General features: G+C 60.7%; 11 protein-coding genes. All 11 read right to left on the reverse strand.

Annotation, left to right across the window (positions count from 1 at the left end):
• Positions 1–54: 54 nt before the first annotated feature.
• Positions 55–858 (reverse strand): N-formylglutamate deformylase, encoded by an 804-nt coding sequence (gene hutG / locus KGA96_RS04065; RefSeq protein ID WP_223465774.1) that lies wholly within the window; start codon positions 856–858, stop codon positions 55–57.
• 10 nt (positions 859–868) lie between these two features.
• Complete coding sequence (gene hutI / locus KGA96_RS04070) at positions 869–2,074, reverse strand: imidazolonepropionase (RefSeq protein WP_046039598.1); 1,206 nt, start codon at positions 2,072–2,074, stop codon at positions 869–871.
• Between the two features lie 17 nt (positions 2,075–2,091).
• On the reverse strand, positions 2,092–3,498 hold the full coding sequence (locus KGA96_RS04075; RefSeq protein ID WP_046039597.1) for an amino acid permease: 1,407 nt from the start codon (positions 3,496–3,498) through the stop codon (positions 2,092–2,094).
• Positions 3,499–3,607: 109 nt separating this feature from the next.
• Positions 3,608–5,140, reverse strand: a complete 1,533-nt coding sequence (gene hutH, locus KGA96_RS04080; protein WP_046039596.1) for a histidine ammonia-lyase — start codon at positions 5,138–5,140, stop codon at positions 3,608–3,610.
• Between the two features lie 113 nt (positions 5,141–5,253).
• Complete coding sequence (gene hutH / locus KGA96_RS04085; RefSeq protein WP_223511708.1) at positions 5,254–6,777, reverse strand: histidine ammonia-lyase; 1,524 nt, start codon at positions 6,775–6,777, stop codon at positions 5,254–5,256.
• Positions 6,778–6,960: 183 nt separating this feature from the next.
• Complete coding sequence (locus KGA96_RS04090) at positions 6,961–7,791, reverse strand: glycine betaine/L-proline ABC transporter ATP-binding protein (RefSeq protein WP_052960551.1); 831 nt, start codon at positions 7,789–7,791, stop codon at positions 6,961–6,963.
• Positions 7,788–8,639 (reverse strand): ABC transporter permease, encoded by an 852-nt coding sequence (locus tag KGA96_RS04095; RefSeq protein ID WP_046039591.1) that lies wholly within the window; start codon positions 8,637–8,639, stop codon positions 7,788–7,790. The genes KGA96_RS04090 and KGA96_RS04095 overlap by 4 nt, the downstream gene beginning before the upstream one ends.
• A 70-nt stretch (positions 8,640–8,709) precedes the next feature.
• Entirely contained in the window at positions 8,710–9,678 is a 969-nt protein-coding gene (locus KGA96_RS04100) for an ABC transporter substrate-binding protein (RefSeq protein ID WP_046039590.1), read from the reverse strand.
• A gap of 69 nt (positions 9,679–9,747) precedes the next feature.
• Positions 9,748–11,217 carry a purine-cytosine permease family protein gene (locus KGA96_RS04105; protein ID WP_046039588.1) on the reverse strand — a complete coding sequence of 490 codons (1,470 nt, stop codon included), beginning with the start codon at positions 11,215–11,217 and terminating at the stop codon, positions 9,748–9,750.
• Positions 11,218–11,294: 77 nt separating this feature from the next.
• On the reverse strand, positions 11,295–12,977 hold the full coding sequence (gene hutU, locus KGA96_RS04110; RefSeq protein WP_223446450.1) for a urocanate hydratase: 1,683 nt from the start codon (positions 12,975–12,977) through the stop codon (positions 11,295–11,297).
• A 490-nt stretch (positions 12,978–13,467) separates the two neighbouring features.
• Complete coding sequence (locus tag KGA96_RS04115; protein WP_046041294.1) at positions 13,468–14,037, reverse strand: HutD family protein; 570 nt, start codon at positions 14,035–14,037, stop codon at positions 13,468–13,470.
• Between the last annotated feature and the right edge of the window lie 3 nt (positions 14,038–14,040).

Consider the following 14,040-nt stretch of genomic DNA (forward strand, 5'->3'; position numbering starts at 1 on the left):
TTTTGCACGGTGGCGACAAAAAAAGATCGCAGCCTTCGGACGATCTTTTGATCTTCAGCCCTTGTAGTGCTGCTGCCCCCAGGCCAGCAACCCTTGCAACAACTCCTTCAACACCACCCGCGTAGGCTCCGCCAGATCCGGGCGATAACGGAACGGTTCGAACTCTTCCATGTAGGTGCACTGCCCCAACTCCAGCTGCACCGCGTGAATGTTCTCGGCCGGGTTGCCGTAATGGCGGGTGATGTGGCCGCCCTTGAAGCGCCCGTTGAGCACGTGGGTGTAGTTGTCGTGAAGCGCGCAGATCGCTTCCAATTGAGTGGCAAGCTGTGGATCGCAACTGGCGCCGTTGAAGGTGCCGAGGTTGAAGTCCGGCAGTTTGCCGTCGAACAGGTGCGGGATGATCGAGCGGATCGAGTGGGCATCGAACAGCAGCGCATAGCCGAACTCGGCCTTCAGTCGCGCCAGTTCCTGTTGCAAGGTGCTGTGGTACGGCGTCCAGATCTGCTCCAGATAAGTCGCACGCTCATCGGCAGAAGGCTCCAGCCCTTCGCGGAACAACGGCACGCCGTCGAACAACGTGGCTGGGTACAGGCCAGTGGTCGCGCCCACGTACAACGGTTTGTCGTCGGACGGCCGGTTCAGGTCGATGACGAACCGCGAGTACTCGGCGGCCAGGGTGCTGGCGCCCAGTTCGGCAGCGAAGTCGTACAGCTGCGGGATGTGCCAGTCGGTGTCCGGCAGGCTTTTCGCGTCAGGGATCAACCCGGCTTCGACCGCAGGCGTCAGGCGCACGCCGGCGTGGGGCATGCTGATCAGCAGCGGTACGCGGCCTTGTTTGAAGTTCAGAACCTTATCCACAACAGATCTCCTACAGACTTGATTCGACGCCGTGGCGCACGACGCGTTTTTCCAGGTCGCCGCCCAGCCAGTAACACAGGTCGGCCGGACGATCGATTTGCCAGGCGACGAAATCCGCGACCTTGCCGGTTTCCAGCGAGCCATGGGTGTCGGCCATACCCAATGCGGTGGCGGCGTGAATCGTCGCGCCGGCCAGGGCTTCTTCCGGGGTCATGCGGAAGCAGGTGCAAGCCATGTTCAGCATCAGGCGCAACGACAGTGCCGGCGAGGTGCCCGGATTGAGGTCGCTGGCGATGGCGATTTTCACGCCGTGCTTGCGCAGGGCTTCCATCGGTGGCAATTGGGTTTCGCGCAGGAAGTAAAAGGCGCCGGGCAACAGCACCGCAACCGTGCCGGACTCGGCCATGGCGATGGCGTCATCCTCGGTCATGAACTCCAGGTGATCGGCGGACAACGCGTGATAACGCGCCGCCAGGCTTGAGCCGTGCAGCGACGACAATTGCTCAGCGTGCAACTTCACTGGCAAACCCAGCTTCTGAGCGGTGATGAATACACGCTCAACCTGCGCAGGCGAGAACGCCAGGTACTCGCAGAACGCGTCCACCGCGTCGACCAGCCCTTCGGCAGCCAAGGCCGGGAGCATGTCGGCGCAGATGTGATCGATATAGTCGTCAGCGCGGTCCTTGTACTCCGGCGGCAGGGCATGAGCCGCCAGGCAGGTGCTGCGCACGCTGACTGGCAGTTCCGCGCCGAGGCGACGGGCCACACGCAGCATCTTGCGCTCGTTGGCCAGGTCCAGGCCGTAGCCGGACTTGATTTCGATGCTGGTGACGCCATCACGCATCAGGCTTTTCAGGCGCTTGGCGGCACTGACGAACAGTTCATCTTCGCTGGCCGCGCGGGTCGCGCGCACGGTGCTGGCGATGCCGCCACCGCTGGCGGCGATTTCCGCGTAGCTGACGCCTTGCAGGCGCTGTTCGAATTCACCGCTGCGGTTACCGCCGAACACCGTGTGAGTGTGACAGTCGATCAGGCCCGGTGTGACCCAGGCCCCGTTCAAATCATTGACGGCCGGGTACTCGCCCGCCGGCAACTCACCGCGCGGGCCGATCCACTCAATGTGCGCTCCTGACGTCACGATGGCCGCGTCCTCGAGGATCGAGTAGACGCCTTGTGCCATGGTTGCGACGTGACAGTGTTGCCAGAGAGTTTTCATCCGTGGCCTCCATTAGGTTATCGATGAGAAAAAGTAGGATCCTGCGTTACCAGGGCTGCCTGGCCCGCCGCCGGTTTCACCCACGTCAGGTAAGCCAGCACCAGCAATACGATCCAGACAACGCCGACGATCAGCGCCGCCTGGGTGTCAGGGAAATAGCCCAGCACGCCGAAAATGAACAGCATGAAGGCAATCGCCGCCGCCGGCGCATAGGGCCAGAGCGGTACCGGGAATTTCAGTTGTGCCACCTGCTCGGCGCTCATGGACCGGCGCATGGCCACTTGGGTCACCAGAATCATCAGCCAGACCCACACCGTGGCAAAGGTCGCGATGGAAGCGATCAGCAGGAACACGTTTTCCGGGATCAGGTAGTTCAGCAACACACCCAGCAACAGCGCGGCACTCATTACCACCACCGTCATCCATGGCACGCCATTGCGCGACAGGCGGGCGAAGCCCTTGGGTGCATGACCTTGCTGGGCCAGACCGAACATCATGCGGCCAGCGCCGAAGATGTCACTGTTGATCGCCGAAATCGCCGCCGTGATCACCACGATATTAAGGATAGTGGCCGCCGAGCTGATCCCCAGCTTGTCGAAAATCTGCACGAACGGGCTGCCCTGGCTGCCGATCTGCTGCCATGGAAAAATCGACATCAGCACCAGCATCGTCAGTACGTAGAACAGCAGGATACGCAACGGTACGGCATTGATCGCCCGGGGCAGCACGTGTTGCGGGTCTTTGGCCTCACCTGCCGTTACGCCGATGATTTCAATACCGCCAAACGCAAACATCACAACCGCGAACGAAGCGATCAGACCGCCCATGCCATTGGGCATGAAGCCGCCCTGGGTCCAGAGGTTGCTGATGTCGGTCGCTTGGCCGGGGGCCGAGCTGATGCCGAAGAGCATGATGCCGAAACCACCCAGGATCATCGCGACGATGGCCGCAACCTTGAGCAGCGACAGCCAGAACTCCATTTCACCGAAGACTTTGACGTTGCACAGGTTCAGGCCGCCGACGATGGAAACAACACCCAGCACCCAGATCCAGCGGGAAACCTCCGGGAACCAGAAGCCCATGTAGATACCGAATGCAGTGACGTCGGCCATGCCGACGATGACCATTTCGAATGCGTAGGTCCAACCGAGGATGAAGCCCGCCATCGGCCCCAGGTAGGTGCTGGCGTACTGGCCGAAAGAGCCAGCCACCGGGTTGTGCACCGCCATCTCACCGAGGGCGCGCATGACCATGAACACTGCCGCGCCACCGATCAGGTAAGCGAGCAGTACCGCAGGCCCGGCCATTTGAATGGCCGAGGCAGAACCGTAAAACAGCCCGGTGCCGATCGCCGACCCCAGCGCCATGAAGCGAATATGTCGGGCAGATAGCCCGCGTTTCAAACCTTTTTCTGGCTGTGCCATTTCTCGTCCCTAATTATTGTTATTCGACGCAAAATCGAATCGCTGGCAAGCCAGCTCCTACAGGATCAGCGTGATCCATGTGGGAGCGGGCTTGCTCGCGAAGGGGCCATTACAGACTAGGCAGCAACTTCGTTGTCACCAGCTCGTTCAGGCAGCGCGAAGCCAACAATTCAGACGCCGCATTGATGTCCGGTGCAAAGAAGCGGTCTTTCTCGTAGAACGGCACGTCGTTACGCAGGATGGCCCGAGCCTTTTCCAGTTTCGGCGAGGTTTTCAGGCCGTTGCGCAGGTCCAGGCCCTGTACCGCCGCCAGCCATTCCACCGCGAGAATCCCACGGGTGTTCTCGGCCATTTCCCACAGACGCTTGCCAGCCGCCGGCGCCATCGATACGTGGTCTTCCTGGTTGGCGGAAGTCGGCAGGCTGTCCACCGAATGCGGATGGGACAACGCCTTGTTCTCGCTGGCCAGTGCCGCCGCAGTCACCTGGGCAATCATGAAGCCGGAGTTCACGCCACCGTTGGCCACCAGGAACGGCGGCAGTTGCGACATGTGCTTGTCCATCATCAGCGAGATACGGCGCTCGCTCAGGGAACCGATTTCAGCGATGGCCAATGCCATGTTGTCAGCGGCCATGGCCACCGGTTCGGCGTGGAAGTTGCCACCGGAGATCACGTCACCTTCAGCGGCGAACACCAACGGGTTGTCGGAAACGGCGTTGGCTTCGATCGCCAGCACTTCGGCCGCCTGACGGAACTGGGTCAGGCAGGCGCCCATGACTTGTGGCTGGCAACGCAGGGAGTACGGGTCTTGTACCTTCTCGCAGTTTTCGTGGGAGTCGGAGACTTCGCTGCGCTCGCCCAGCAGATCGCGATACGCGGCGGCGGCGTCGATCTGGCCTTTCTGGCCACGGGCAGCGTGGATGCGCGCGTCGAACGGCGAACGCGAGCCCAATACCGCTTCAACGGTCAGGCCGCCCAGTGCCAAGGCACCGGCGAACAGGTCTTCACCTTCGAACAGGCCACGCAGGGCAAAAGCGGTGGACACCTGAGTGCCGTTGAGCAGCGCCAGGCCTTCTTTCGCGGCCAGGGTCAGCGGGGCAAGACCTGCGACTTTCAGCGCTTCGGTGGCTTCCATCCACTCGCCTTTGTAGCGAGCCTTGCCTTCGCCCAGCAGTACCAGCGACATGTGGGCCAGAGGCGCCAGGTCACCAGAAGCACCGACCGATCCTTTCAACGGAATGTGCGGGTAAACCTCGGCGTTGATCAGGGCGATCAGCGCGTCGATCACCACACGACGGATACCCGAGAAACCACGGCTCAGGCTGTTGACCTTGAGCACCATGACCAGACGCACCAGCTCATCGCTGATCGGCTGGCCAACACCGGCGGCGTGGGACAGCACCAGCGAGCGCTGCAGGTTTTCCAGGTCTTCGCTGGCGATGCGGGTCGAGGCCAGCAGGCCGAAACCGGTGTTGATGCCATAAGCGGTGCGGTTCTCGGCGAGGATCTGCTCCACGCAGGCCACGCTGGCTTCGATCTGGGCCGAGGCGCTGTGGTCGAGGGTCAGTTTCACCGGCTGCTGATAGACGTCACGCAGTTGGGAGAGGGTCAGTTGGCCGGGAATCAGGTTTAGCGCAGTCATTTTGTGCTCCTTTTGAGAGTTGTTGTTAACTCACCAGACGCTCCGGAGATGTCCGTTGTCCGTCGCGTCTGCCTTTTGGGGAGACGCGCCTTGGCACGCTGGTGTTGTTGAAATCAGTTCAGGTCTGGAAAAGCGTTGTGCAGCAAAATCGGGTCTTTCAATACCGCGGCAGCGGCGGCGATGTCCGGTGCCAACCAGCGATCCTGGTCGTAGGGGGCAACGTGCTCGCGCAGCAGACGCCAGGCAGCATCGGTGCCTGCGCCGAAGCGTTGTTCTTTCAAAAATTCAAACGCCTGGGCCGCCAGCAAATACTCGATGGCGAGGATCTGCGTGCAGTTTTCCAGCGCGCGATGCAGCTTCAGCGCGGCGTTGGTGCCCAGGCTCAGGTGATCTTCCTGCAGGCCCGACGTCACGAAGTTATCCAGCACCGCCGGTTGTGCCAGTTGACGGTTCTCCGCGCACAGCGAAGCGGCGACGTACTGCACGATCATCATCCCGGAGTTCACCCCCGGGTTGGCCACCAGGAAAGCCGGCAGACCGCTAACGTGCGGGTTGATCAAACGGTCCAGGCGACGCTCGGCAATGGAGCCGATTTCCGCCATGGCAATCGCCAGCAGGTCCGCCGCCATTGCCACGGACTGGCCGTGGGGGTTGGCCTGGGACACCACGCGATAATTGTCCGCGGTGCCCAGCACCATCGGGTTATCGGTGGTGCCGTTGAGTTCGGTTTCGATCTGTTTGGTCGCGTGTACCAATTGGTCGCGAGCGGCGCCGTGCACCTGCGGGATCGAGCGAATGCTCAGAGCATCCTGGGTACGGATGCCTTTGCTCTTGGCAATCACTTCACTGCCGTCGAGCAAGGCCCGCAGATTAATCCCGACCTGCTGCATGCCCGGGTGCGGCTTGAGCGCGATGATTTCGGCATCGAAGGCGTCGATCTGCCCGCGCTGGGCTTCAAAGCTCATGGCACCAATCACGTCAGCCCATTCCAGCAGGCGCGTCGCATCGGCAATCGCCAGGCAGCTCAGGCCGGTCATGCACGGCGTACCGTTGACCAGGCACAAACCGTCCTTGGCACCAAGCTTGACCGGTTGCAGGCCTTCTTCGGCCAGCGCTTGCTGCGCGGAAACGACCTGGCCGCGATAGCTGACATTGCCGACACCCAGCAGCGCAATGCCGATGTGCGCCATGTGGGTCAGGTAGCCCACGGAACCCTGGGACGGTACTTGCGGGGTGATGCCACGGTTGAGCAGCGCCAGCAGTGCTTCGACAACCTGACGGTGCAGGCCGGAATTACCATGGCTGTAGTTGACGACGGCGGCACACATGATCGAGCGGGTCTGCTCGTTGGTCAGTGGCGCGCCAACGCCACAGGCGTGGCTGAGCAAGGTATTGCGCGACAACTGGCTGAGTTGCTCATCCTGCAGCGAGACATTGCACAGCGCGCCCAGGCCGGTGTTGATGCCGTAGGCACGTTCGCCGCTGGTGACGATGCGCTGGACGATGGCCTGCGCGTTTTCGATGCGCGCCCAGATCGGCGCCGACAGCTCAAGCTGTGCGCCATGACGAGCAACGGCGACAACATCCTGCCAACTGACCTGCGCCTCGGTGATAACGATTTTTTCAGCCTGGGACATCTGGAGCCTCATACCAATTCTGTTGACCAATGACACCCTGTGGCGAGGGGGCTTGCCCCCGTTGGGCTGCGAAGCAGCCCTGTTCTGGCTTTCTGGTGTGTCAGATTTATCCGGTTAACTGATTGTGCGAGCGCTGCGCACTCGAACGGGGGCAAGCCCCCTCGCCACAAAAAGCGGTACGCCTTAAACCACCGCCGCCCGACGCTGCACAAAGCGGTCGACATACTCATCCGCCGGCGAATGCAGGATCTCTCTCGGCGTGCCGACCTGGATCAGGCGGCCGTCCTTGAGGATCGCGATGCGGTTGCCGATGCGCACGGCCTCGTCGAGGTCGTGGGTGATGAAGACGATGGTCTTGTGCAGGGTCTTTTGCAGCTCCAGCAACTGGTCCTGCATCTCCGCGCGGATCAGCGGGTCGAGGGCGCTGAACGCTTCGTCCATCAAGATGATGTCGGTGTCCGCCGCCAAGGCGCGGGCCAGGCCCACACGCTGACGCATACCGCCGGAGAGCTGGTGCGGGTATTTGTTTTCGTAGCCCTTGAGGCCCACGGTATTGATCCAGTGCAGCGCACGCTCGGCGCACATGGCTTTGGTTTCGCCACGGATTTTCAGGCCGTAGGCGACGTTGTCCAGCACGCTCTTGTGCGGCAACAGGCCGAAGCTCTGGAACACCATGCTGATCTTGCGCCGACGAAATTCGCGCAGGGCTTCCATGTCGTATTGCAGGATGTCCACGCCGTCTACCAGGATCGCGCCGCTGGTCGGGTCGATCAGGCGGTTGAAGTGGCGGACCAGGGTCGACTTGCCGGAGCCCGACAGGCCCATGATCACGAAGATCTCGCCGCTGCCGATGCTCAGGGACAGGTCGTTCACGCCGACCACGCAGCCGGTTTCGGCCAGCACCTGGTCCTTGGTCTTGCCCTGGCCGACCATGGCCAGCGCGTCCTTGGCACGGTTGCCGAAAATCTTGAAGACGTTTTTGACTTCGATCTTGCTCACGGTTGCATTGTTCATTTGCTCACCTCATGCCGTGCGCGACCGTACGCCTGTGTAATGCGGTCGATCACCACAGCCAGAATCACGATCGCCAGACCGGCTTCAAGGCCGCGTCCGACGTTGAGGGTCTGAATCCCCACCAGCACGTCTTCACCCAAGCCACGGGCACCGATCATCGAGGCAATCACTACCATCGACAGGGCCATCATGGTGGTCTGGTTGATCCCGGCCATGATGCTCGGCAGGGCCAGTGGCAGTTGCACACCGAACAGTTGCTGCCAGCGGTTGGCACCGAAGGCGTTGATCGCTTCCATCACTTCGCCGTCGACCTGGCGAATGCCCAGATCGGTCAGACGGATCAGCGGCGGCGCGGCGTAGATCACCGTGGCGAAAATCGCCGGGACCTTGCCCAGGCCAAACAGCATCAGCACCGGGATCAGGTACACGAAGCTCGGCATGGTCTGCATGATGTCCAACAATGGCATCAGTATCGAACGCAGGCGGTTGCTGCGCGCCGAGAGAATGCCCAGCGGAATGCCGATCAACACCGAGATGATCGTCGCCACCATCATCAGCGCCAGGGTCTGCATCAGTTTGTCCCAGAGGCCAACCGCACCCACCAGGAACAGCAAACCAACGATGACGGCAGTGGTCACGACCTTGCGGGTCGCGTGCCAGGCCACACCGGCCACGATTGCCAGCATCAGCCACCAGGGTGCGGCGCGCAGCAGGCCTTCGAGATTGACGATGGCCCACAACAGGGTGTCGGAGATGTGCCGGAACACGTCGCCGTAGTTGGTGACCAGCGAATCGACCCAACCGTTGACCCAGTCGGCGATGGAAAAGGTAAAGCTTTCGGGAAACATAAGAGACTCTCAATCAAGGGGTTGCGATCAAGCATCCGACTGCCGTTGCCGACAGCCGGAGAAGCTCAACCTACAAGGCCGCGTCGATTTTCTTGGCTGCGTCTTCGCTCACCCATGCGTGCCAGACTTCAGGATGTTCCTTCAGGAAGATCTTGGCCAGTTTTGGTGATTCGATCCGCTCTTTGGTCATGCGCCCCAGGTTCTGGTTCAGCAGGTCGATTGGCACGTTGACCTTTTCCAGCACGGCCACCAATTCAGGCGCTTCGTCGTGGAAAGTCTTGGACAGGCCGACCTTGATATCCACGGTCTTGTTCACGCCTGGTTTCTCTTCGAGTTTCACCGCGTCGATCTGGCCCATCAGCGGCGTTGGCGACCAGTAGTAGAACAGGATCGGCTCGCCACGCTTGTAGCTCGACAGCACGGCGGCATCCAGCGCCGGGCCGGTGCCCGGGCGGAAGTTGGTGTAGGTGCTTTCCAGGCCGTAGCTCTTCAGCATTTCGCTGTTGTCCAGCTCACAGGTCCAGCCGGCGGGGCAGTTGTAGAAACGGCCCTTGGACGGCTCTTCGGCATCCTTGAAGATCGCCGAGTATTTGCCCAGGTCAGCAATGTTTTTCAGGTCCGGAGCCTTGGCTTCCAGCTTGCGCTTGGCGTCGCCTTCGATCACGTAGCGCGGCACGTACCAGCCTTCGATTGCACCCACGACAGGAGCGCCGACACCGACGACCTTGCCGGCCTTCTCGGCCTTGTTCCAGACTTCGCTACGGCCGACCCATTCTTCGGCAAACACTTGAATATCGTTGCTGCTCAGGGCGTTTTCCATGGTGATGGAGTTGCCCGGCAGGCTGTCTGTCTTGCAGTCGTAGCCTTTCTCCAACACGACTTGCATCACGTCGGTCAGCAGCATGGCGCTTTCCCAGTTCAAACCGGCGAATTTCACCGGTTTGCCCGACTCGCACCAACTCGCCGCCTGAGTGGCGCCAGCGCTGGCCAGCAGGCCCATGGAAAGCAATGTGGTCAGCAGGGTCTTGTTCGATTTCATTGTTGTGACGCTCCTAATCATGAATTGGCTTACGGCAGTCAAGAGGCATCCAGCCCTGTCCACGTCCAATCAGGCCTGCGCCGCAGCGCGACCGACATCCAGCTTTTGTTCGGTGACCGCGTCCTGCTCGACCGGCAGGATCAAACGATCAGGCACTGTGCCGTGCCATTTTTTCGCACACAGGTAATACAGGGCTGCGGGAAGCACCAGACCGATGATCCAGGAAATATCCACATCACCCAGGGCCGCCACCAGCGGACCGGTGTAGAACTTGGTGGAGATGAACGGCAGTTGCACCAGCACACCAAACACATAAACGCTGATACCGAGAAGGTTCCAACGACCGTAGCGACCATTCGGATCGGCCAGCGCCGGTACGTCATAGCGCTCGCGAGTGATGCAGTAGTAGTCCACCAGGTTGATCGCGCTCCACGGCGTAAAGAACGCCAGCAGGAACAGGATGAAGGACTTGAACGCACCGAGGAACGAGTGTTGACCGAGCAACGCCATCAGGGTCGCAGCCCCGACGATGACCAGCACGAACACCAGACGCTGCAAGCGCGTTACCTTCAGGTCACCACGGAAACCGCTGATGATGGTCGCGATGCACATGAAGCTGCCGTAGGAGTTCAGCGTGGAGATGGTGACCTTGCCGAACGCGATGCTGAAGTACAGCAGCGCAGCGGTGGCACCGGTACCACCCAGACCAACGATGTAGGCCACTTCGTGGCCGGCGTATTGCCCGTTGGCCGAAGCGGCAGCGAACACGCCGAGGACCATCGCCACCTGTGCACCAATGACCGAACCTGCGCCTGCGGCAAAAAAAGTTTTCACCGAGGAAATCTTGCTCGGCAGGTAGCGAGAATAGTCAGCCACATAAGGGCCGAAGGCGATCTGCCAGGACGCCGCGAGCGACACCGCGAGCAAGAAACTGCTCCAGCTGAAGTGGCGGATTTGCAACAGTGCGCCAACGTCAACCTGGCTCATCAGACGGCTGAACAGATAAACAAAGGCAATCACGCCAATGACACTGGCAACACGGCCGATCCAATGGATCACCCGATAACCGAGCACCGTGACCAGCACGATGACACTGGCGAAAAGGAGGATACCGACGGTGTCGCTGACGCCAAACAACTGGCCCAGCGCCTGGCCGGATAACACGGTTCCCGTTGCGGTGAAGCCCAGGTACATCAAGCAGACCAGCACGATCGGGATGGCCGCGCCGTACACGCCGAACTGTACCCGGCTGGAAATCATCTGCGGAAGGCCAAGCTTGGGGCCTTGCGCGGCATGCAGCGCCATCACGCCACCGCCGAGCAGTTGGCCGATCAACAGACCGATCAACGACCAGAACACATCGCCGCCAAGCACCACTGCCAAAGCACCGGTGACAATCGCAGTGATTTGCAGGTTGGCACCCATCCACAGGGTGAACTGGCTTAACAGACGACCGTGTCTTTCCGCTTCCGGGATGTAGTCGATCGAGCGCTTCTCGATCAACGGTTTGTTGCTTGCACGTTCGCTGCTGACAGCCATGGTTCAACCTCTATGGATTGTTTGTTTTTGTTTTGGTCCCTGTGGGAGCAAGCAACCTCGCTCCCACAGGGCAAGCATTACTTGCCGGTAATCATCGGCAGGTTCAGCCCTTGTTCCTTGGCGCAGTCGATGGCGATCTGATAACCGGCATCGGCGTGACGCATAACGCCAGTGGCCGGGTCGTTGTGCAGCACGCGAGCGATACGCTCGGCCGCTTCGTCAGTGCCGTCGCAGACAATCACCATGCCCGAGTGCTGGGAGAAGCCCATGCCGACGCCGCCGCCGTGGTGCAGGGACACCCAGGTCGCGCCGCTCGCGGTGTTCAGCAGAGCGTTGAGCAGTGGCCAGTCGGACACGGCGTCGGAGCCGTCCTGCATCGATTCGGTTTCACGGTTCGGGCTCGATACCGAACCGGAGTCCAGGTGGTCGCGGCCGATCACGATTGGTGCGGACAACTCGCCGCTGCGCACCATTTCGTTGAACGCCAGACCGAGCTTGGCGCGCAGGCCCAGGCCAACCCAGCAGATACGGGCCGGCAGACCCTGGAAGCTGATACGTTCGCGGGCCATGTCCAGCCAGTTGTGCAGGTGGGCGTCGTCCGGGATCAGCTCCTTGACCTTGGCGTCGGTCTTGTAGATGTCTTCAGCGTTGCCCGACAGTGCAGCCCAGCGGAACGGGCCGATGCCACGGCAGAACAGCGGACGGATGTACGCCGGTACGAAGCCTGGGAAGTCGAATGCGTTTTCCACGCCTTCTTCCTGCGCCATCTGACGGATGTTGTTGCCGTAGTCGAAGGTCGGTACGCCCATTTTCTGGAAGTCGAGCATCGCTTTGACGTGCACGGCCATCGATTGCTTGGCGGCCTTGATCACAGCAGCAGGTTCAGTTTTGGCGCGAGCGCGGTACTGGTCCCAGGTCCAGCCGGCCGGCAGGTAGCCGTTGAGCGGGTCGTGGGCGCTGGTCTGGTCGGTGACCATGTCCGGGCGCACGCCACGTTTGACCAGTTCCGGCAGGATTTCAGCGGCGTTACCCAGCAGCGCGATGGAGATCGCCTTGCCTTCTTTGGTGTATTTGGCGATGCGGGCCAGAGCGTCGTCGAGGTCGGTAGCCTGCTCATCGACGTAGCGGCTTTTCAGACGGAAATCGATGCTGACCTGCTGGCATTCGATGTTCAGCGAGCAAGCGCCGGCCAAGGTCGCGGCCAGAGGCTGAGCGCCGCCCATGCCACCGAGGCCTGCAGTCAGGACCCAACGACCTTTCAGGTCATCGTTGTAGTGCTGGCGACCGGCTTCGACGAAGGTTTCGTAGGTGCCCTGGACGATGCCCTGGCTGCCGATGTAGATCCAGCTGCCGGCGGTCATCTGGCCGTACATGGCCAGGCCTTTGGCGTCCAGTTCGTTGAAGTGTTCCCAGCTCGCCCAGTGTGGAACCAGGTTGGAGTTGGCGATCAGTACACGCGGGGCGTTGCTGTGGGTCTTGAACACGCCGACCGGCTTGCCGGATTGCACCAGCAGGGTCTCGTCGTCGTTCAGGTTGGTCAGGCTTTCGACAATCTTGTCGTAGCATTCCCAGTTACGTGCAGCGCGACCGATACCACCGTAAACCACCAGTTCTTTAGGGTTCTCGGCGACTTCCGGGTCGAGGTTGTTCATCAGCATGCGCAGCGGCGCTTCGGTCAGCCAGCTCTTGGCGGTCAGCTTGTTACCACGTGCGGCACGGATTTCAACGTCACGAAACTTAGTAGGTTTAATGTCAGTCACGAAAAAGACTCCTCAGCAATCAATCCAAACCAACCCAGGCAGTGGGCGAGCAAGCCAATGGGCATCAATGCACACCGGCGAATCAGTGGACGATGGTTGAGTCCTCGTGACTCATACGCATACGTCTTTACTTGTACATACAAGCATATGCAATCAAGCGGCCAACTTGTTGGATGAGCATTCAAGAAAAATCCTGAAACGGCTGGAGAGCGCCTGGAGCAAGGGTTCTGGCGAAGATGAAAAGTTTTACGGGGGATTTTTGTGGCGAGGAGGTTTTGTTACTTGAGCGTGGTTTTGCGCCACGCTGGGGCGTTCGGTAACAAGTTGGTGCGGCTTTGGAAACAAGAAGTGTGAATGCTTTTGTGGCGAGGGAGCTTGCTCCCGCTGGGCTGCGAAGCGGCCCAAAACCGACATCCGCCGGAATTTGGAGTCCTTCGGCCTCCAGCGGGAGCAAGCTCCCTCGCCACAGAGAGGCTCATTGGCCTGGTAATCAGTGTGCGGCCAGCTCAATCACACAGCATGGGCTATTAACGGAGATTTCCAGCAGGCCAGTGTTACCGTCGAGTTGCAGGCAATCATGCCGACCGAGCTTCGAAGCGCTGTTACCGACCACCACTTCCAGCGCATCGCTGATGCTGAACACCAACACCGTACCCGCCGAGCTGAAAAACCGCTGCTCGCCACTCAACCACTGCAACCGCGCAGCGTAACGCTGCGGCGCGTAAATCAGGTTGAAATCGCGAATCGGGCCGCCGAGCAATGTGCAGGAAACCTTGCTTTCACCGCTGAAGGCAAACGGGTCCAGCGGTAACAGTGACCGAGTGTCCTGGCCATCCACCGTCAGGGTCATGCCCTCGCCTTGCAACACGGTGATTACCCGCTCATAACCGGCAAAGGTGGAAAAGCCGCCCGATTCGCCAATGTCGGCAATCGACAGACGCCAGCCAAAGCCATCCAGGCCGGTGCCGGCATCGCGGGTAATTTCTTCGGTGCTGCCGCCGCCGTTTTTCCACGGCATGCGTGGGTAGTCTTTGGCGCGTAAAAGCTTTGCGATACTCATTTA

It is taken from the genome of Pseudomonas sp. GL-R-26, assembly GCF_019947365.1.
Classification (GTDB): Bacteria; Pseudomonadota; Gammaproteobacteria; order Pseudomonadales; family Pseudomonadaceae; genus Aquipseudomonas.

Coding starts and splice junctions, on each gene's coding strand:
- hutI (WP_046039598.1), bottom strand. CDS start 2,074: ATGAAAACTCTCTGGCAACACTGTCACGTCGCAACCATGGCACAAGGC.
- KGA96_RS04075 (WP_046039597.1), bottom strand. CDS start 3,498: ATGGCACAGCCAGAAAAAGGTTTGAAACGCGGGCTATCTGCCCGACAT.
- hutH (WP_046039596.1), bottom strand. CDS start 5,140: ATGACTGCGCTAAACCTGATTCCCGGCCAACTGACCCTCTCCCAACTG.
- hutH (WP_223511708.1), bottom strand. CDS start 6,777: ATGTCCCAGGCTGAAAAAATCGTTATCACCGAGGCGCAGGTCAGTTGG.
- KGA96_RS04090 (WP_052960551.1), bottom strand. CDS start 7,791: ATGAACAATGCAACCGTGAGCAAGATCGAAGTCAAAAACGTCTTCAAG.
- KGA96_RS04095 (WP_046039591.1), bottom strand. CDS start 8,639: ATGTTTCCCGAAAGCTTTACCTTTTCCATCGCCGACTGGGTCAACGGT.
- KGA96_RS04100 (WP_046039590.1), bottom strand. CDS start 9,678: ATGAAATCGAACAAGACCCTGCTGACCACATTGCTTTCCATGGGCCTG.
- KGA96_RS04105 (WP_046039588.1), bottom strand. CDS start 11,217: ATGGCTGTCAGCAGCGAACGTGCAAGCAACAAACCGTTGATCGAGAAG.
- KGA96_RS04115 (WP_046041294.1), bottom strand. CDS start 14,037: ATGAGTATCGCAAAGCTTTTACGCGCCAAAGACTACCCACGCATGCCG.